General features: G+C 63.8%; 21 protein-coding genes. 15 read left to right on the forward strand and 6 right to left on the reverse strand.

The window, feature by feature from the left end; genetic code table 11:
- Positions 1–93 precede the first annotated feature (93 nt).
- Positions 94–813: a selenium cofactor biosynthesis protein YqeC gene (gene yqeC / locus HAH_RS09240; protein WP_014040686.1), complete on the forward strand. Its 720-nt coding sequence runs from the start codon at positions 94–96 to the stop codon at positions 811–813.
- A 27-nt stretch (positions 814–840) separates the two neighbouring features.
- Here the strand turns inward: yqeC and HAH_RS09245 are convergent, their stop codons facing one another.
- Complete coding sequence (locus HAH_RS09245; protein ID WP_014040687.1) at positions 841–1,446, reverse strand: molybdenum cofactor guanylyltransferase; 606 nt, start codon at positions 1,444–1,446, stop codon at positions 841–843.
- Between the two features lie 78 nt (positions 1,447–1,524).
- On the opposite strand from HAH_RS09245, the gene HAH_RS09250 reads away from it, so the two are divergent.
- Genes HAH_RS09250 through HAH_RS20300 form a run of 6 tightly spaced genes read left to right on the forward strand, consistent with a single transcriptional unit; the run spans position 1,525 to position 5,057 of the window.
- Positions 1,525–3,297 (forward strand): aldehyde ferredoxin oxidoreductase family protein, encoded by a 1,773-nt coding sequence (locus HAH_RS09250; protein WP_044951899.1) that lies wholly within the window; start codon positions 1,525–1,527, stop codon positions 3,295–3,297.
- Entirely contained in the window at positions 3,294–4,082 is a 789-nt protein-coding gene (locus HAH_RS09255; RefSeq protein ID WP_014040689.1) for a DUF7124 domain-containing protein, read from the forward strand. The genes HAH_RS09250 and HAH_RS09255 overlap by 4 nt, the downstream gene beginning before the upstream one ends.
- 48 nt (positions 4,083–4,130) lie before the next feature.
- Entirely contained in the window at positions 4,131–4,397 is a 267-nt protein-coding gene (locus HAH_RS09260; protein ID WP_014040690.1) for a hypothetical protein, read from the forward strand.
- A complete protein-coding gene (locus HAH_RS19955) occupies positions 4,394–4,537 on the forward strand; it encodes a hypothetical protein (protein WP_004516231.1) in 144 nt (47 codons plus the stop codon). The genes HAH_RS09260 and HAH_RS19955 overlap by 4 nt, the downstream gene beginning before the upstream one ends.
- Entirely contained in the window at positions 4,534–4,878 is a 345-nt protein-coding gene (locus HAH_RS09265) for a hypothetical protein (RefSeq protein ID WP_174878659.1), read from the forward strand. Before HAH_RS19955 ends, HAH_RS09265 begins: the two co-directional genes overlap by 4 nt.
- Positions 4,879–4,922: 44 nt before the next feature.
- Positions 4,923–5,057, forward strand: a complete 135-nt coding sequence (locus tag HAH_RS20300) for a hypothetical protein (protein WP_008313251.1) — start codon at positions 4,923–4,925, stop codon at positions 5,055–5,057.
- Between the two features lie 59 nt (positions 5,058–5,116).
- Here HAH_RS20300 and HAH_RS09270 read toward each other — a convergent pair whose 3' ends face one another.
- Positions 5,117–6,334 carry a DUF7405 family protein gene (locus HAH_RS09270; protein ID WP_014040692.1) on the reverse strand — a complete coding sequence of 406 codons (1,218 nt, stop codon included), beginning with the start codon at positions 6,332–6,334 and terminating at the stop codon, positions 5,117–5,119.
- Positions 6,335–6,430: 96 nt separating this feature from the next.
- Here HAH_RS09270 and HAH_RS19960 point away from each other — a divergent pair, with 96 nt between their 5' ends.
- From HAH_RS19960 to HAH_RS09280, 3 genes are read left to right on the forward strand one after another with little or no spacing between them, the layout of a single operon-like run.
- Positions 6,431–6,580, forward strand: a complete 150-nt coding sequence (locus HAH_RS19960; protein WP_014040693.1) for a hypothetical protein — start codon at positions 6,431–6,433, stop codon at positions 6,578–6,580.
- Positions 6,580–6,855 (forward strand): hypothetical protein, encoded by a 276-nt coding sequence (locus HAH_RS09275; RefSeq protein ID WP_014040694.1) that lies wholly within the window; start codon positions 6,580–6,582, stop codon positions 6,853–6,855. The genes HAH_RS19960 and HAH_RS09275 overlap by 1 nt, the downstream gene beginning before the upstream one ends.
- Positions 6,848–7,081 (forward strand): hypothetical protein, encoded by a 234-nt coding sequence (locus HAH_RS09280; protein ID WP_014040695.1) that lies wholly within the window; start codon positions 6,848–6,850, stop codon positions 7,079–7,081. The genes HAH_RS09275 and HAH_RS09280 overlap by 8 nt, the downstream gene beginning before the upstream one ends.
- Before the next feature lie 8 nt (positions 7,082–7,089).
- Here HAH_RS09280 and HAH_RS09285 read toward each other — a convergent pair whose 3' ends face one another.
- Positions 7,090–7,716, reverse strand: a complete 627-nt coding sequence (locus tag HAH_RS09285; RefSeq protein WP_014040696.1) for a TorD/DmsD family molecular chaperone — start codon at positions 7,714–7,716, stop codon at positions 7,090–7,092.
- Positions 7,713–9,848, reverse strand: coding sequence for a hydrogenase iron-sulfur subunit (locus tag HAH_RS09290; RefSeq protein WP_023843323.1), 2,136 nt, complete (start codon positions 9,846–9,848; stop codon positions 7,713–7,715). The genes HAH_RS09285 and HAH_RS09290 overlap by 4 nt, the downstream gene beginning before the upstream one ends.
- 233 nt (positions 9,849–10,081) lie before the next feature.
- Here HAH_RS09290 and HAH_RS09295 point away from each other — a divergent pair, with 233 nt between their 5' ends.
- From HAH_RS09295 to HAH_RS09310, 4 genes are read left to right on the forward strand one after another with little or no spacing between them, the layout of a single operon-like run.
- On the forward strand, positions 10,082–13,483 hold the full coding sequence (locus HAH_RS09295; RefSeq protein ID WP_014040698.1) for a formate dehydrogenase subunit alpha: 3,402 nt from the start codon (positions 10,082–10,084) through the stop codon (positions 13,481–13,483).
- 11 nt (positions 13,484–13,494) lie between these two features.
- The gene (locus tag HAH_RS09300) at positions 13,495–14,157 is read left to right on the forward strand and encodes a 4Fe-4S dicluster domain-containing protein (protein ID WP_023843324.1); all 663 of its coding nucleotides are present in this window, start codon (positions 13,495–13,497) and stop codon (positions 14,155–14,157) included.
- On the forward strand, positions 14,154–14,564 hold the full coding sequence (locus tag HAH_RS09305; protein ID WP_014040700.1) for a hypothetical protein: 411 nt from the start codon (positions 14,154–14,156) through the stop codon (positions 14,562–14,564). The genes HAH_RS09300 and HAH_RS09305 overlap by 4 nt, the downstream gene beginning before the upstream one ends.
- Entirely contained in the window at positions 14,561–15,604 is a 1,044-nt protein-coding gene (locus HAH_RS09310; RefSeq protein WP_014040701.1) for a cytochrome b/b6 domain-containing protein, read from the forward strand. Before HAH_RS09305 ends, HAH_RS09310 begins: the two co-directional genes overlap by 4 nt.
- 28 nt (positions 15,605–15,632) lie before the next feature.
- On the opposite strand, the gene HAH_RS09315 is transcribed toward HAH_RS09310, so the two are convergent.
- On the reverse strand, positions 15,633–16,031 hold the full coding sequence (locus tag HAH_RS09315) for a hypothetical protein (protein ID WP_008313240.1): 399 nt from the start codon (positions 16,029–16,031) through the stop codon (positions 15,633–15,635).
- Positions 16,032–16,120: 89 nt separating this feature from the next.
- Between HAH_RS09315 and HAH_RS19965 the strand changes: the two genes are divergently transcribed.
- A complete protein-coding gene (locus tag HAH_RS19965) occupies positions 16,121–16,297 on the forward strand; it encodes a hypothetical protein (RefSeq protein WP_008313239.1) in 177 nt (58 codons plus the stop codon).
- 670 nt (positions 16,298–16,967) lie between these two features.
- Here the strand turns inward: HAH_RS19965 and HAH_RS09320 are convergent.
- Positions 16,968–17,732 carry an IclR family transcriptional regulator gene (locus HAH_RS09320; RefSeq protein WP_014040702.1) on the reverse strand — a complete coding sequence of 255 codons (765 nt, stop codon included), beginning with the start codon at positions 17,730–17,732 and terminating at the stop codon, positions 16,968–16,970.
- Positions 17,733–17,894: the final 162 nt, after the last annotated feature.

Below are 17,894 nucleotides of genomic sequence, written 5' to 3' on the forward strand. Positions count from 1 at the left end.
CACAGCACAACCTCTTAAATGGCGTGACTGGTCCGGTTCCGTTGTCGCGCGCACCAGGGTAACGATTAATTCGGCGACTGCCGTGCACTGCGTATGAACATCGTCGATGCGCTGGACGCGCGGCGGGGAACGACCTGTTTCGTCGGCGCTGGGGGGAAGAAGACGACGATGGCAACGCTCGCCGGCCGACTGGACCGCGCGGTTGTCACAGCGACGGTCCGGATTCCGATATTCGACGGCTGGGTCGAGAACGTTGTCGTGACGGAGACCCCACGGACAGCCATTGACGAGGCGTCTGCGTGGCCGCTGGGCGTCGTCCCGACACAGGAGCGGCCGGACCGCTACCGCGGCTACGACCCGGAAACCGTCGCCGACCTGGCTGATATCGACCATCCGATTCTGGTGAAAGCCGACGGCGCACGGATGCGAGAGTTCAAAGCGCCGAGCGACCGCGAGCCACAGCTCCCCACGTCGGCCTCGACCGTCGTCCCGATTGCCAGCGCCCACGTCGTCGGCGAACCCTTGACCGACGACATCGTCCACCGGGTCGACGAAGTTACCGCGATTACCGGGCTCGCTCGCGGTGACGAGATTCGACCGCAAGACGTCGCTGCGGTCCTCGCCCACGAGCAGGGCGGGCTGAAAGACGTGCCAGCCAACGCGACCGCGGTTCCGCTGCTCAACATGGTCGATGACGCGGGACTCGAAACAAGCGCGCGGGCCGTTGCCGAGGCGATTCACGACCAAGCCGACGTGTCGCGTGTCGTCCTTGCTGAGATGCGGAGCGACGACCCGCTGGTGGCAGTCGTCTGAGAGCGAGGCGACACCGGCCCCGCTCGTTCAGAACCGCTCGGCCGCGGCCTCGAACTCCTCACGGGTGTTGAGGTTCTTGAACGTATCCAGTGAGGTGTGTGCGAGTACGTCTTCGCGCTCAACGACAACGTACTCAAGGTCGAACAACGGTTCGACGATTTTGTGCTCACCGCGCTCCAGTGCTCGCTGACAGGCGTCATGCATTGCGTCGGCGTGGTACACCGCCTGTGTCGTCTGAAACCACTCGTCCGGACGTGGGACTGCGGCCTCGTGGGACGCCGCTCGCTCGAACAGGTAGTCGACGAACGTTGGGTCCACAAAGGGCATATCACAGGCCACCACGGCGGCGTACTCGCTATCGACGGCCCCCAGCCCGGTTGCGATGCCCGCCATCGGCCCCTGATCGGGGTCCTCGTCGAGCGCGAACGTCGGGTCGAGGGTGTGGCCCGACAGCGCCGCGTCGATGGCCTCGACCTGGTCCTCGCGGCAGTTCACGACGAGTTCGTCGACGACCTGTCCCAGTCGGTCGGCGACGCGGCGAATCATCGGCGTCCCCGCGAGGTCGGCGACGGCTTTGTCGCTGTCGCCGAACCGCGTCGACCGACCGCCCGCAACGATGACACCTGCGCGCATACCCTGCCTTCTCGGGTCTGGCAGAAAGGTGCTTGGTGCTGTGGGTAATCCTTTAGTCGACAGACGGAAGAGTGAGGTATGATGACAGTAGCCAATCGGGACCGGATGCTCCACGTCGACCTGTCGTCGGCATCGGTCGAGAGCTGTCCGGTTCCGGAGGCCTGGCGTCGCCAGTTTGTGGGCGGCAAGGGACTCGGCGCTCGGTACCTGTACGACAAACTCGACGCAGGCACCGACCCGCTAGGCCCCGAGAACGTCCTGTTGTTCATGCTCGGGCCGGTCTCCGGGCTGCTCCCCGGCGAGACACGCTACGCGGCGGTCACGAAGTCGCCCCTGACTGGCGGCTTCCTCGACTCCTATGCGGGCGGGACGTTCCCGGACACGCTGGCCGGCGCGTTGCAGGACCACACCGGGATTCTTGTCACCGGGCGCGCTTCGGAGCCGGTCAAACTCGTCGTCGAGGCCGACGGCGCGACGGTCGAACCCGCCGAGACGTGGGGGCAGGATACAGCCGAAACCGACGCAGCGTTCCCCGAGGCTGCGGTGGCGTGTATCGGCCCGGCGGGCGAGCAGGGCGTCGCGTTCGCGACTATCGCTTCTGACGGCGGCGAACACCACGCGGGGCGGGGCGGTGCCGGAACAGTGATGGGCGCAAAACGGCTGAAAGCCGTCGTCGTCCGCGGTGAGCCGCCGACGGACCTCGCGGAGCTACGGGAGCAGTACGCCAAGCGGTACCGCGAGGGCGACACCGGACAGTGGCTCCACGCCAGCGGGACCGTCGAAACGGTCGACTTCGCCAACGAGATCGGCGCACTCTCGACGCGCGGCTGGGAAGACGGCCAGTTCGAGGGAGCCGACGGGGTCGGTATCGAAGCCGTGCAGGAACTCGCCGCGGGGCGGGAGTACGACGACGATGCTAGCCCCGGCGGGTTCCGCGTCCAGACGGAGGACGGCGAAACCGTCCCGCGCGGGGCGACGGCGATGAGCTTCGGGGCCGGCCTCGGCATCGACGACTTCGACGCCGTGGCGGCGCTGGGCGAGACCTGTAACCGGTTGGGTCTCGACCTCATCAGCGCCGGGAGCGCCGTCGCGTGGGCCATCAAAGCCGGCGACGCCGGCCTGCTCGACGAATCGCTCGATTACGGGAGCCCCGACGACGCGCGGGCGCTCCTCGAAGCCATCGTCGCGCGGGAGTCGACGCTCGGCGACGCTCTGGCCGACGGCGTTGACGCGGCCTCGGCCCGTCTAGGCGGGGACGACCTCCTGCCGACGGTCAAGGCTATGGAACTGCCCGCGTACGACCCCCGCGGCGCACGGAGCATGGCACTGGCGTACGCGACCAGCGACCGCGGGGCCTGTCACCGGCGGGCGCTCCCCATCGAGCGGGAAGCCTTCGACTCCGATTGGGGCCCGGAGCGGGCGGCCGCGGCCGTCATCCGCGAACAGGACCAGCGCTCGGTGCTGTGGTGCCTCGTCGTCGACGACTTCGTCGGCGACGCCTTCGAAGACCTCGGCGCGGAGTGGCTCGACGCTATCGGCCTGGACACGGACGGCGACCTCGCGACGGTCGGCGAGCGGGTCTGGACGCTCACGCGCCTGTTCAACGTCCGGGAGGGCGTTTCCCGAGCCGACGACGAACTCCCGGCAAAGCTGCAGGAACCGCTTGATTCTGGCCCGAACGCTGGCGCGGCAATCGACACCGAGTCGTTCGACGCGATGCTCGACGAGTACTACAGCCAGCGCGGCTGGGACGCCGACGGCCGGCCCACCCCCGAGACAATCGAGCGACTCGGCCTCGCAGACGCCGTCGACCAATCGACACTATCTGCGGACACGACACTCGGAGAATGACAGACGAAATCGACCTCGACGAACTCGACGTACAGGACGACGAGGAGACGCCGAACCGGGGCGACTGGTTCTGGAATGGAAAGGGCGACCCCGAAGACGAACCCGACCCCGGATCGACTGGGACCGTATCGGTGCGGCCCGACAGCGATACCGAGGCTGAGAGTCCCGGTGCGGCCGCAGATACGGGTCCTGCTTCGGACACTGGTGTCGAAGGGAATGGCGGAGATACCGCCAGCGCAGACCCCGGAGGCCAAGCGGTCCCCCACGTCCCGCGGGAGAACAAGGACAAGCCGGTCGGTATTCCGACAGACAGCGGCGGCGCGGGCGGCGCGGCCGCGACCGACACGGACCCGGCCTCGAACGTCGCTGAGGACCCCGCTGCCGGCGAGGAGGCCGTCGAAGCGAGCGGTCCCCACGGCGGCGGCATCGACGACATGACGATGGCCGTGACCTACGACGCGGCCCGGCAGTTCGCCGACCCGCAACTGGTCTTCCGCGAGGCGAGGGCCTGGGCCGACTGGGTCGGTATCGTCGGCGACGTCGAGGCCTTCGTCATCAACAAATTCCAGCGCGACCACGGTATCGACGCCGACTTCTTCAGCGGCGCGGGCCAGGAGCCGGCCGAGCGACTCGCCGACATCGACACGCACTCGATGTTCTACGCCGAGCGGATGGTCCTCGTCGGCCGTCCGGACGACGAGCCCATCGCCGACCGGACGGGCTGGGAGTTCATCCCGCTCGCCGACGCCGCAGAGAAGGCGGAGTGGGAACTCGCTGACGAGTGACGCCCTATATTTATAATGCTTGCTGGTCATTGTCATACACGAACGACAATGACACTCCGAACCGCGGTCCACCAGTCGAAGATACTCACGTTCGTGGTACTGGGTGCGTTCGTCTGGCTGTTACTGACACTGTTCGAAGTACTGTCGACCATCAACTTCGCGACCGGAACAGCGACGTTCGTCGGTCAGAACGCGCTGGGCGGTCTCGCCGGAGTGCTTGTGCTGACTATCGTCCTCGGGGCGCTCGTGGTTCTGTACTCCGAGATAACCGAGTCAGACCCGGCCCCGCAGTCGTGGCCCCCGTCGGAAGAATGACGTACTACAGTTGCGAAGAATGCGGCCAGATGATAGACCTCTCGGCGTTCGAGGGGCAGCCGCGCCGGCAGGACTGTCCGGTGTGTGAGGAGACGACGCTGTGGACGCCCGAGTTCGAGGGTGAAGGGGTGTCGTTTTGACACTCGCTTTCGAGGTGAGCGACCGCCTGTACGAGGCCGCTCAGGAGTGGGCCGACCGGCGGTTGGAGGACATCGACGAAGCGATGGAAACGAAAGTCGAGCAGGCGTTGCTGGAGATCGAACACCTCGTCTCACAGTCCCACGACGTGGCGTTCGAGGTCGACGGCCGCGAGGTACGGTACGAACCGACAGAGGAACTGGCCGCGTTGCTCCGTCGGCAGGCCGAGGAGAGCGGAATCGACGAGAGTACCGTGCTGAAGATGCACGTCGACCTCTACGCGAACGCGTTCCTCGACGAAGTCTCGGACGAGCAGAAACCGCCGGGAACGCCGTCTGAGTGACGGCACCAAAACTTAAGCCCGGCCACTACGACAGATGATATACAATGGCACACGAGGAGAGTGAGTGGAAACCGAAGGGTGCGACAGAGACGTTCAACGACTTCGAGGTCTGGGACCACGGCGTCTGGCCGGGCGACGTGAACCAGAACGACACGACGACGGACGACGACGAGGAGTGACCCCTGCCGGCGTCAGGTTCGTACTGTTTTCGTGGCCCCTCTCTACATGCGAGCGACAGCTACGGGGCCGGGAAGGCCCGTTTGTCACGCGGCGGGACGTAGAAGTTCGAGCGTGACGCAACCTCGATGAATTCCAGCAGGCCGTTGTTCTGTCGATCCCGGAGTTCCTCGTGTTCCTCCCGGAGCCACCACCCGTTCATCGCGTCCCGGACTTCCTCGAAGTCACGCGGGCGTTCCTGTAACGAGAGGAAGTGAATCCCGGCCTGGCCGCCGTCAATCGTGTTGAAATCGCGCCGGAGGACAATCGGCTCCCCGTCCTTGCGGGCGCGGGCCACCTTCTCGAAGTGGCCGACCTCCCCCTCTGTGCTCGCGTGCTCGCGGACCATGTCGGCGAAGGGGAGGGTACCTCTGTCGATGTCCTCCGGCGAGAACTCCGCCGAGAACAGTCGCTTGACGCGGTCGGACTGGGCGAGTTCCCACCAGTTGTCGAAGGCCTCGTTGATTCGTGAGAGGTGTATCGTCGTCCCGCCGGCGTAGGGGCCGTCGTCGATGGTGACGCGGTCCTCGCTGGCCTGCGTCCCGGCCCGGCCGGCGAAAAAGCCCGAGAACATATACGACTCCTCGGGGATGTCGGCGGGGACGCCCTCCGCGTCGGCGTGGGCCGCCGGGAGCCCCTCGCCGATGAAGCCGCCGCGGCGGTCGGCGACGGAGAACACGTCGCCGAGTCGACCCTGAATCTCCGCGTCCGCGAGCGTCGGCCGCGTGTCGAACATCGCCGACTCGGCGGCCGCGAGGTGCGAGGGAACGTCGCTCGCGAGGACGAGCATCGCGTCGAAAGACTGCAGGTCGGGGTTGTCCGTCCGGGAGAGGACTCGCGGGCTGCGTATCGGGGACGAATCGAGCGACCCGTAGGTGTCGAAGTAGCTCGTCCCCCAGCCGAGCATATGCAGGAGCCCCGAACTGGTGAACTCGTAGGCGTCTTCCAGTGTTCGCATCGCTAGCTCGACAGTCTCCGCGGCAGAATCCGACGGTGACCCGTCGAGGTCGAGCATGAACAGACGGAAATGACGTGGCAACAGGTCGTTGCCGGCGGCGTCGCTCCGGAGGCGCGCGTTCCAGGCGTGTTGCCGTCTCGGGAGTTCGTCGGCTCGGGGGTTCGGGTCGAGGTCACCCGTCGGCGACTCCGCTTGCCTGGCCAGCAGGGACGAACACCCGCTGAGACCGGCTGCTCCGGAGAGTGCGGAGAGTCGAAGCAGCAGCCCTCGGCGCGAGTTCATGGTATGATATCACAAGGGTAGGTCTGCGTGGAGAAAAACGTTGTCTCAAGGGAACAGGTCGCAACGGTTTTTACTTGACATTCCGTACCATATACCATGTTAACTATACTCATACACTCGGAATCGGGACTCACCCTCCCGTTTCCACCCGATATGGGCACGGCGGTCCTCGGTGTCGGACTGGTCGTCCTCGCCGTCGTCACGTACGATATCTATCAGCAGCACTGGACCGGGGAGGGAACCTGATGGCCACCGAACAATCGGACTCCCGGCTGACAGCCGTCTCGCTCCTCGGATATCTTCGAATCCTGGTCTACACTCTCGCTACGCTGCTGGCGCTGTCACTGCTTGTCGTCGGAACGATCGGACTCATCGCCGAGCTCAAGGGGAGCTGGCACTGGGAGATTCACCTCAAATCGACTATCAGCTACATCGGCCTGTTCGTCAGCCGGCTGCTGATCGTTCTCGTCCCGCTGTTCGTCGTCCTCGTCGTCGGTCGGCGGGTGGTGCCCGATGCGTGAGCGACTGCGTGTGAACCCATTCGGGGTAGTCGCGGCCGCCTCGGTCACGCTTCTTTGCGTACTGGTCGCGGGCGCGGGAGCCGTCGCGGTCATCGCACGCTCGGTCAACTCTTGGCGGTCGCTCTTTTTTATGGAACAGGCGATGGCGTTCCTGCTGCCCGCGGTGAAGGTCCTGCTGGTTGTCGGCCTCATCGCAAGCACGGGCCTCGTGCTCCGTATCCGGTAGCCGCCCTGCTAGCCGATCTGCGCGACGATCTCGTCCTCGAAGCGGACCAGCCCCTCACAGATGAGCGCCGCCGCGAGGAACAGCCCCTCGTCGGCTTCCTCGCGCATCTCGTCGGCGAAGTCGATGACCCACTCGCTGAGGTGTTGCTCGATGAACACCCGCTCGTAGCCGACGGTCTCCTCGTCGCCCTCGCGCTGGCGCTCGATGAGATACCGCAGGAACGCCAGCTCGACGGCGATGAAGTCGTCCTCTTCGGGGTAGTCCTCGGGCGGTGCCCAGCCTGCCGCACCGTAGCTGGCATCGACTTCGGCGAGCCCCTCGCCGATGAACTCCGTGTCCTCGCGGTAGTTCGTCTCGTGGGGCAACACCGGCGGCCGCGGGCCGACGAGCAGGTCCGTGTACTCCCGTTCGAGTTCGTCCTGCACGTCCGAGACCGACCGGTCAGTGTTGTCGTCTATCCACGCCTGCAGCATCTCGAAACCCTCGTCCAGCTGGTCGTTGATGGAGTCCTCCGGCAGTTGAACCTCGCCGCTCAACAGCCGCTCGACGAACGCCTCCTCGGGCACGTCCCAGAACACGTCGATGACGAAGTCCACCAGTTCGAGGCGGGCCTCGTAGACAGCCGCGTCGTTCATCGTTTCTCCCCCTGGTCGAACAGCAGGCGACTCCGACAGTCGCTGCAGTACTCGAAGACGCTGTGGTCGGCGTCGGGGGCCAGCCCCTCGACCCGGTCGCCGACCTCCGCCTCGATCTTGTCGGCGGAGGCGACGCTGGTGAACGGTTTGCCACAGCGAACGCATTCCAGCATATCGCCCTCGTGGACGGTCACCCAGGCCTCGCCGTCGCGGTTCTCGGGGAGCAAGGAGAGGTCGAGCCCGTCATGCATCGTGATCGCCGTCTCCGGACACCCCTCCTCACAGAGGCCGCAGTTCACGCAGTCCGCGTGGTTGAACGCCAGTTCGCCCTCGCCGGTTCGCTTGATCGCGTCAGCCGGACAGAGGTTCGTGCAGGTCGGCGTCAGCGTACACGCGTCGTTGACGTCCATGACGCCGAAGTCCTTCAGCCCGCGGATCACCTCGCGTTCGGGCTCGACGTGGTCGAGAATGGTTCGGACACTCTCTAAGGTCCAGCCGTGGCTGTCGAAGTCGGGATTGGGGCGGGGCTCCTCGCGGTCGGTGTCGCTGCGGCCGGTCGCCTCGTAGTCGCCAGCCGGAATCGGCGTCTCGTCGAGGCCGAACTCGACGAAGCCAGACAGCGATTCGACGAAGGCTTGGGGGTTGCCGGCCTCCGGCGCGAAGAAGCCGACCCGGTCGCCCAGGCCCAGATCGGTCGTCGCCTGATTGAGCCGGTCGACCAGCTCCTGCTTGGGGTCCGGGCCAGAGTGGAGGCAGGAGCCGCCACAGCCGACGATGGCGACGCCGTCCGCGCCGGCCGCCAGCGCGTGCATGACGTGTGCTTCACCGACCGTGTCCGTGCAGTTGACCCGGACCGGGAGAATCGGCGGGTAGTCGAGGTCGCCCGATTGGACGGCTTTGCGTCCGTGTGCGCGGAGCCGTTCGGCGGCGTACTCCGAGCAGACGAAGGCGACGACCTGGGTGTCGATACCTGCGCTGTCGCCGCGCGACAGCAAGCCTTCATCCGAATCGTCTTCTAGCAGCGCCTCGACTTCGCGCGCAAGCCGCCGGTTCGAGGGCTCGCGGAGCTGTGTCGCGCCAGTCGGACAGGCACTCGTACAGGCCCCGCAGTTCTCGCAGGCCACCTCGTCGAACTCCACAGAGTCGATAGTCGGCCGGTCGACCGCGCCGTGGGGGCAGGCGTCCACACAGGCCGTACACCCCTCCTGGCTAGATGCCCCGGCGGCACAGACGTCCATCTCTAGGTCGAGGAACTGCGGCTTCTCGATGCCGCCCAGTTGCGATTCGACGGCGGCGATGGTTCCGGCGTCGACGGGACCCGTATAGAAGCCAAGCCGGCCACCGCGGGCGTTGTCCCGGCCGCCGGGGTAGATGACCTGGTCGACTTCGACGGTGTGGGTGACGCCGTCCAGATCGATAGCGTCGGTCGGGCAGATGTTCGTCCATTCGCCGTCGGGCGCGTCGGGGTGAATATCGACAGGGAACTCGATCACCATTCCGTCCGGCCCCTCTCGAACGCAGTCCATGCAGTCGATGCAGTCGTCGGTGACGCGGGCTTCCAGCGTGAGTTCGTACTCGCCGTAGGAGCCATCGATGTCGACGACGCGGCCGCGCTCCATCGTCACGTCGCCGAGCCCTTCCACGTCCGCGAAGTCCCGCCCGTCCGCAACGAACGTCACGTCGGCGCCGTCGGTCAGTGACCGCGCTGCTTCCGGATCACCAACGACGGCGACGCGGTTCCCGGCGTCTTTCGACACCGTCCGCGACGGCGCTTCCTCGTGGAGGCCGGCCCGCTTTGCATTGATGAGACGGGCCGTCTTGTCGGTGGCCGCGGCCCCGTCGTGGACCCAGGCGTTGGTTTCCCGGTGGTCGACGAACACCGACGCCTCGGGGTGAAGGCCGTGTTCGTCGGCGAGCCCGCGGATGCGATCCTGACACGACGGTTCCGGTGTCGTCGCGATGACCTGATCGAGATCGTACTCCTCAATGACCTGTGACATCCCGGCCAGGCCGTCCTGACAGAGCAGTTCGGAACTGGCCACGACGTCGACATCGCTGACACCGTCCCGTACCGCTTCGAGGTCGATATCGCACGATCCCCCACAGGAACACACGAAGGCGCCCGTGTTCATTAATCATGCAAAACCCTGTCCCGGTAATAGACCTTGCGGAGTGTTCACACATCTATTCATGAATACAACCCCAAATATTTGGCTGGGTAGAAAATTTCATGAATTATTATGGCTAACTATGACACATTTTATCATGGATGACATCGAATTTGTGGCACGTCTAGAGAGACAATGACAAACCAGATTTCGTGGCAAACACGGACAGCATCGGTAATGGGTGGGCACCATTCACCATGAGTACACAGCAGGAACCAGTCTCACTGGATCTCGACCGGCGCTCGTTTATGAAGGCGAGCGCCCTGGCGGGCGGGGTCGCCCTCGGCGTCAGCGGCGCTGGTCAGGCACTCCAGGGGGACGGCGAGGAAACGGACGGGACAGACACGGACACCGAACTGACCAAGACGATCTGTAATTACTGCTCAGTTGGCTGTGGCTTCCGTGGTGAGAAGGAGGGCAACTCCTTTGTCGGCATGGAGCCGTGGCATGAACACCCGATAAATGCCGGGTCGCTGTGCTCGAAAGGAGCCGGCATCTACGAGACCGAACACTCCGAGAAGCGCCTCAAACACCCGATGATACAGGAGGACGGGGAGTGGCGCAAGCTCGGCTGGAACGATGCCTACGACCGTCTGGCGACTGACATCCGAGCGCTGTGGCCCGACTCCGACGTCTCACCAGCGGAAGCCGTCGACGTCGACGCGGAGCACAGCCGCGAGAGTGTGATGTTGCTGGGCAGCGCGCATCACTCCAACGAGGAGGCCTACGCCATCCGAAAGCTGGCGGCGTTCATGGGCACGAACAACATCGACCACCAAGCGCGTATCTGTCACTCCACGACGGTGACGGGGCTGGCGAACACCTGGGGCTACGGCGCGATGACAAACACCGTGCAGGACTACCGGAACTTCGACCTGAACATCATCATCGGCCAGAACCCCGCCGAGGCACATCCCATCGCGATGCAGCACATCCTCGAAGGGCAGAAACGCGGCGGGACCATCCTCAATCTGGACCCGCGGTTTACGAAAACGTCGGCCCACGCCGACGAGTTCATGCGGTTCCGCCCGGGCACCGACGTGGCCCTGATGATGGGTATCATCAAAGAACTCCGCGACAAGCACGGACTCGCGAGGGACCCGGACGCGGACGACAGCGGACAGAACATGCTCACTGACCGCGTGCAGGGCTGGGAAGACGTCGACGCGGAACTCGATGAGTACGACAAGGAGACCGTCGAGGAGATCACCTGGGTGTCCGCCGAGGACATCGAGCGCATCGCCGACATGATCGACGAGGCCCGGCCACACGTCCAGATCGAGTGGGCGATGGGTGGGACCCAGCACAACAACGGGACTCAGAACATCCGCTCGTATGCGATGGCGAGCCTCGCCTCCGGGAGTGCGGCCCGGAGCGGCGGCGGCCTCCAGGTGATGCGAGGACACGCGAACGTCCAGGGGGCGACCGATCTCGCGGTCGCGAGCCACATCCTTCCGGGCTACTACGGCCTCACAGCCGGCGGCTGGTCCTGGTGGGCCGAAATCTGGGACAAGACGCCGGAAACCAGCGGCTCCACCTCGTTTGCGGACATGTACAACCGGTTCGAGCTGATGCCGCCGGAGAAGTACGTCCGCCAGAGCCCGAACTACGAAGGGAGCGAGGACGCGAACGAACTGCCGCCGAACGGCGACCACGGCCCGGAGAACCCGGCCGAGAACTCGATGATGTTCCAGAACGGGCTGACGGTGGCCCGCTGGTTCGAATCAGCGCTCGACCAGGAGGACCGGTATCAGGAGACGCCGATCTACCAGCCCGACCAGACGAAAATCGCCGTCTTCTGGGGCCACTCCGCGAACTCCATCAGCGAGATGGAGCAGATGAAAGAGGGGATGGAGAACCTCGACCTGCTAGTCGTTGTCGACGTGTTCCCCTCGGTCGCGAGCGTCCTCCCGGACTACGAGGACGGACCGCCGGTGTTGCTGTTGCCGGCGTCCAGCCAGTACGAGCACCACCGGTCGCTTACCAACACGAACCGGTCGGTGCAGTGGTCTGAACCGGTCCGCTCGCCGGCGCACAACTCCAAGCCGGACCTCCAGATCATGCAGGAACTGGCCGGCTATCTGGGCTTCGGCGAGCACTTCGACTGGGGCGCGGGCTCGGAGCTGTACAACGGCAAGTCGAGCTACGAGGGCGTCGTCCGGGAGTTCAACCTCGGGACCAACACCATCGGCTACCGGCAGACCCCCGAGCGGCTCCAGCAACACCTAGAGTACGACTGGGCGTTCTCCAACGAGGACCTCAAGGGGGCCGAAGGGACGCCTGTCGCGGGCGAGTACTGGATGCTTCCCTGGCCCTGCTGGGGCGAAGACCATCCGGGCACGCCGATAATCTGGAACGACGACTTAGACCCCAACAACGGGGGGCAAGACTTCCGGACCCGTTGGGGCGTCTCGGCACCGACCCCGGAGGACTGGGACGCGATGCCGACGGACGACGAGTACCCGATGCAGGAGACGCTCGACGCCGTCGGCGACCGATACGACAGCCAGGCGGAAGCGCTGGACCTGACCCGGGCACCGTACAACCCCGAGTGGGCCGACGACGACGACACGGCTGCAGACGGCATGATTCACGGCATCCCGGAGTATCCGGGCTGGAAGGTGACGCCGCCACAGAGCCTCGTGGACCCCGAACAGGAGGTTCAGCCGGACGAACTCACCATTCCCCAGCAGTACGCACTCGACAACCAAGAGTCGGTGTACACCGCCGCGCAAGCGTTGAACAATCCCGACACGGGGAGCGCGGTCTTCGACGAGTACCTCGAAACGATGATCGGGCAGGGGGTTGACCCCGAGTTCTACGAGGAGTACGATTACAACCAGCCCGACGCGCCGACCGGACGCGGCCGGGCGCGTGCCGTCGTCTGGAGCTTCCTCGACAAGGTGCCGGTCCACCGCGAACCCATCGAAGGGCCGGATACGGAACTGCTGAACGAGTGGCCGGCAAACGGCCAGCAGCGGAACTTCTACCGGCTCGACCAGAACAACCTTGTCGAACAGGAACAGGCCACGGACATCATCCACAATCAGGACGACGGGCCTGATCTGGACATGATCATGACCAGCGGTCGGCAGGTCGAACACCAGGGCGGTGGTGCGGAGACGCGGAACAACATCCACACCGCCGACCTCCAGCCGCATATGTACGCTGAGATAACGCCGAACAAGGCGGCGGAACTCGGCGTCGACGGCGGCGACCTCGTCGTCATCTCCTCGACGGACCGTGGCTCCGTGCTGGTGAAAGCCCGCGTGACGGACCGGCCGAACGATCAGGAAGTGTTCCTGCCGTATCACTGGGGCGGCGTGTTCAAAGGCGAGAGTCTGGAGGACAAGTACCCCGACGGCCACGTTCCCTACGCAATCGGGGACTCAGCCAACGCTATCACGTCCCGCGGCTACGACGTGGAAACCCAGATGCAGGAGACAAAAGTATCGATGGTCGCGGTCAACCCGGCGACGCCGGAGGTACTGGACCGGTACAACATCGACGTGGACCTCGATCTCACGTTCCCGCAAGACGAGAACGACGTCGGGACACAGAAGGACTTCGACGTCCGCGACAACTCGACGGTGCAATGAGGTGAGCTAGTATGTCAACAGGCAACGAAGTGATGCACGACGGCGTGATGAGTACCGGCGAGGACGCGCGCATCTTCCCGGACGTCGAAGCGTGCATCGACTGTGGCGGCTGTGTCGTCTCCTGTAAACGAACGTGGGACGTCCCGCGCGACGAACAGCGAATCAGCATCGCGACGATGCTCGAAGGCCAGGAGGCCGCGTCGGGGCTCAACGCCAGCAGCGGCAAGGCGATGGAACAGGGCGAGTCGCCCGGCGAGACCGCGGTGCCGATGCAGTGTTACCACTGCGAGAACGCGCCGTGTGTCTCGGTGTGTCCGACCGACTCGCTCATTTCGAAGGAGAATGGCTTCGTACGGGTCCGGGACGACCTCTGTATCGGGTGTCAGTACTGCCTCTCGGCGTGCCCCTTCGGCGCGCCGCAGTTCCCGAGCGAGGACGAGGGCGTCGCGAACCTCGTCGGCAGCGGTGGCAACATGGACAAGTGTACCATGTGCGAGGAGCGCCAGGACGTCGGCAAGGGGCCGGCCTGCGCCGAGGAGTGTGCTACCGACGCCATTCTGGTCGGGACGCCCGCCCAGATATCCGACGAACTGGACAACAGGGACAGCGGCACGTTCTTCAACGACGTGGCCATGGACATCATCTTTGGCGAGGACGCCAGTGAGTTCCAATGACTGACAGGGATGACCTTCCGGAGGTGAACGGGTATAGCCGCGTCTCGGTGCTCATCAGCACGGTCGTCGGCCTCGCCGTCGCGGGGCTGGCGCTGTTCTGGGCACAGGGGTTCAGACTCGGCTACGAATCGCTGTACCGGGTCAGCCCCAGCGTCGAAGGCGGCGGTATCGGTTCGGACTGGGTGTTCGGCAACACCATCCCCGCGCTCGACTTCCTCATCGCGCTCATCCACGCGGCCGACGTCATCCTGGGTGCGTTCATCCTCGTGATGGTGTTCATCCACTGGGCGGCGTTCCAGCGGCTGGCCGACCAGATGCGTGAGCCAGACGAGGACGTCAGCGAGGCCGTCGCGGCCGACGGTGGCTCGCGGGCCCGCAGCGACGGACGGGGAGGTGACGGCGCGTGAGCAATCTCGACCACGGGAAGTTCACGCGGGTGACGACCCTGTTTCACTCGCTTTTGGGGCTGGACGTGTTCCTGCTGTTTTTCACCGGGTACGCCATCATGTTCAACGACGAACTGTGGTGGATGCTGACGCTGATGGGCGGTGCATCCGGTGTGACGGCGATCCACCGCATCACCGGCATCGGACTGGTCGCACTCGTCGTCTTCTGGATTACGCTCCAGATTATCTCCCCGACCGGCCGGAGCAACTTCTCGAAGATCCTCCCCAGCAAGGGTGACGTCGACGCGTTCATTCAGGACATCCAGTTCGTGCTGGGTCGGGCCGACGAACGGCACCCCAGTGCGCGGCAGTTCGCCGGCTACAAGGCCGACGAGGTCCCGCTGCTGTCCTACATCGGCAAGGGCGTCGTGTTCATCTTCTCCATCGAGCTGACCCTGCTTGCGATTTCGGGGCTACTCATCTGGAGCAAGACCGGACTCGCCGCGATGTTCCAGACCAAGGCGGCCGCGATGGCCTTCGTCACGTTCCACGGCCTGCTGGGCGTCATCATGCTGATGGGGGTCATGTTCCACATCTTCGAGCACGGGATGCATCCCGCCTTCTACCCCGTCGAGACGAAGGCGTTCATTCCCCGAAGCATGGTGCCAGAGCACCACGGTGACGACGATGAGGAGCCGGACACCACGGGGATCGAACGTCTCTCGCTGTCCCCGTCCTGGCGCACTGTCTCGACAGTCTTCGGTGCGATGACCGTCATCGGCATCGTCTCCGTGCTCATCGGGAGCATCTTCGACGAGGGCTATCCGGTACCCCGTGAGCTTGCCATCGGCGGCGGGCCGTCGAGCATCCTGTTGACTATCGGTATTAACCTTGGGATGGTCGTCCTCGGTGTCGGGCTCGTGCTGTCGATGTACGGGAACGTCCTGCGCATCCGCTGGGAACAGCAGCTAGAAGCGGAGCGGGAACCGTCGACCGCGGCCGATGGGGGCGAGCCCCAGACCGACGGCGGCCAGCCTAAATCAGACGACAACGAGAACTGAACCGACTCGGGGCCGTTTTTCCGTGCAACTACGCGATGAGTGCCTGTCCTTCAGGTGATAGCTCGACGTCGACGTCCTGGCGGGTCTGCTCTTGAATCTGGTTCAGGTTTCGAGTCAGGACCTGGAGGATGTCTTTTGGCTCCGGGTAGACGAGCATGTTGCCGTCGCCGTCCTCCATGACCAGTTGTGTGTCGGAGAGCGCGACCTGGTCGCCCTCAATGCTGGCGACGATGACGTCCAGTGCCTCCGCGCCGCCGGGGTCGCCTTCCGTCACCTTCGTAATATAGAGTGCATCGAGGCCAATGAGATCCTTGTACTCGCGGACCTGTTCGGCGCAGGCGACCATATCCTGTGTCACAGCCGTCTTTTCGGCGTTGCCGTGATCCCCCTCGTGGCAGTGTTTACAGATTCGGAGTTCGAGACGCATGCCCCTGTCTATGTGATTGGCTCTCATTACCGTTGGGGAGGGGGCGCTCAACCACTAGTGTTTACTGTACCGCTGTGAAATGGTATCATATGGCATCAGCGCTCAACGCGGTGTATCTGGCACTGGTCGTAGTCGTCGGCGTCGTCGGAACGCTGTTCGTCGCAAGTATCAGGTCCGCCGACGTGCGGTCCCGGTGGCTCGAACTGTCATCGATCGGGATCGTGGTACTGTTCCTGCTGTCCCTGGGCGTCCAGTTCCTCGCGTAACCGTACCCGATTGCCGGGAGACACTGCCGAAGCGATAGCCATCGTTGTGTCTCTGCCAAGCAAGATCCATCGACGGATGGCTCGAACTCTAGCTCAGTACCGGCAAATATAATCCAATCTACCCAAACTTATGAATATATTTTCCTCTATCTATTTTTCAGGCACTGAATTAGCGCTATATATCGGAGACTCGTATATAAATACAGTATTTGGGTGTACTCCCTCGAAAGTCGGTGGGTTTAGCTACTACTTAGAACGTATCCAGTGATAGGAAACCGATAGTCGATATCCCTCGTTTAGAGTAACAGTAGTACATCCATTATTGAGATAGGGGCCGCGTCAGGGGCGTGGTACTATCTAGTACCACACGGTGTAAGATAGCGTTGGAACGTCGTTCACTCATGATGAATGATATGTATGATAGCTATTTATCAAACAAAACCAAGAACCGGTATCTATGAGATGAAAGCCGGAACTCGTGTCTACTCGTTCGCGTCGCGGGACCGAAACACATGCTCGAAACGCCTTCCAGACATACTTCCAGTACCCTCCTGACTAGTCTGTGCTGTTCTGCAATCACTGGGCGAGGACGGTGCTATTGTCGAAATACGCTGTCTAATTACCGCTGTCACAATACTGTACTACCGTTCACCGTTTCTGAACACTGCTGTTACGAATAGGTAACGTTCAGCTCGATGACGTTGGCGACTTCCAGTACCTTCTGTGGGAGTTCCTCGCGGAACCGATCGCCACGGAACCGATTTGTCGGTCCCGAAACGCTAATCGCACCGATGATTTCGTTATCGTGGTTGAGCACTGGGGCAGCGACACAGCGGAGCCCTTCGAGACGCTCTTCGTCGTCGAAAGCGACGCCGCGGTCCCGGACGTCCGCTAGCTCTTGCTCCAGTTCCGCTCTACTACTGATCGACTTGCTGGCCTCCCCGCCGAGTCCGTGGCGGTCGACGATCGCATCGACCCGTTCGGTCGACATATGTGCGAGGATCGCTTTTCCCAGCGCTGTCGTATGAAGCGGAACGCGTGTTCCGACGTGGGCCTTGACCTGGACAGCTTTGTCTCCCCGAGCACGGTACAGGTACGACCCGCGGCCGTGTTCTTCGACGAGAATATTCGCGAGTTCGCCGGTTTCTGCGGCCAACCGATCGACCTCTGGCTTCGCGATCCCGAACAGTTTCTCCCGGTGGCGGGCGTAGGCCCCCAGCTCCAGAAATCGGAGCCCTACCTCGTACACACCGTCCCTGTTGACAACGTACTCCTCCTGTTCCAGCGTGCTCAGATAGTTGTGAACCGTGCTCTTCGGGACGTCGAGGTGCTGGGCCAGTTCGGTGACACCGGCCCCGTCGAGGTCCTTCAGTGCGTCAAGCACCTCGAACGTCGTCTCGGCGGATTTGACTGGGTTTTGAGCGGTCTTTGCCATACCCGGTCATGGTACGCCCTCGTATTAAACAGTTGTTCAAACATCTGGGACAGAGCGGTGGCTCCGATGGCACACCAGTTTCTGTCACGACATATCGGTGGCATATCACCGCACACAGGCACGTACGTTCCGGCCGATTGTCGTAAGTAGAGATACCCATAG

Origin of the sequence: Haloarcula hispanica ATCC 33960, from assembly GCF_000223905.1 — an archaeon.
Lineage (GTDB): Archaea > Halobacteriota > Halobacteria > Halobacteriales > Haloarculaceae > Haloarcula > Haloarcula hispanica.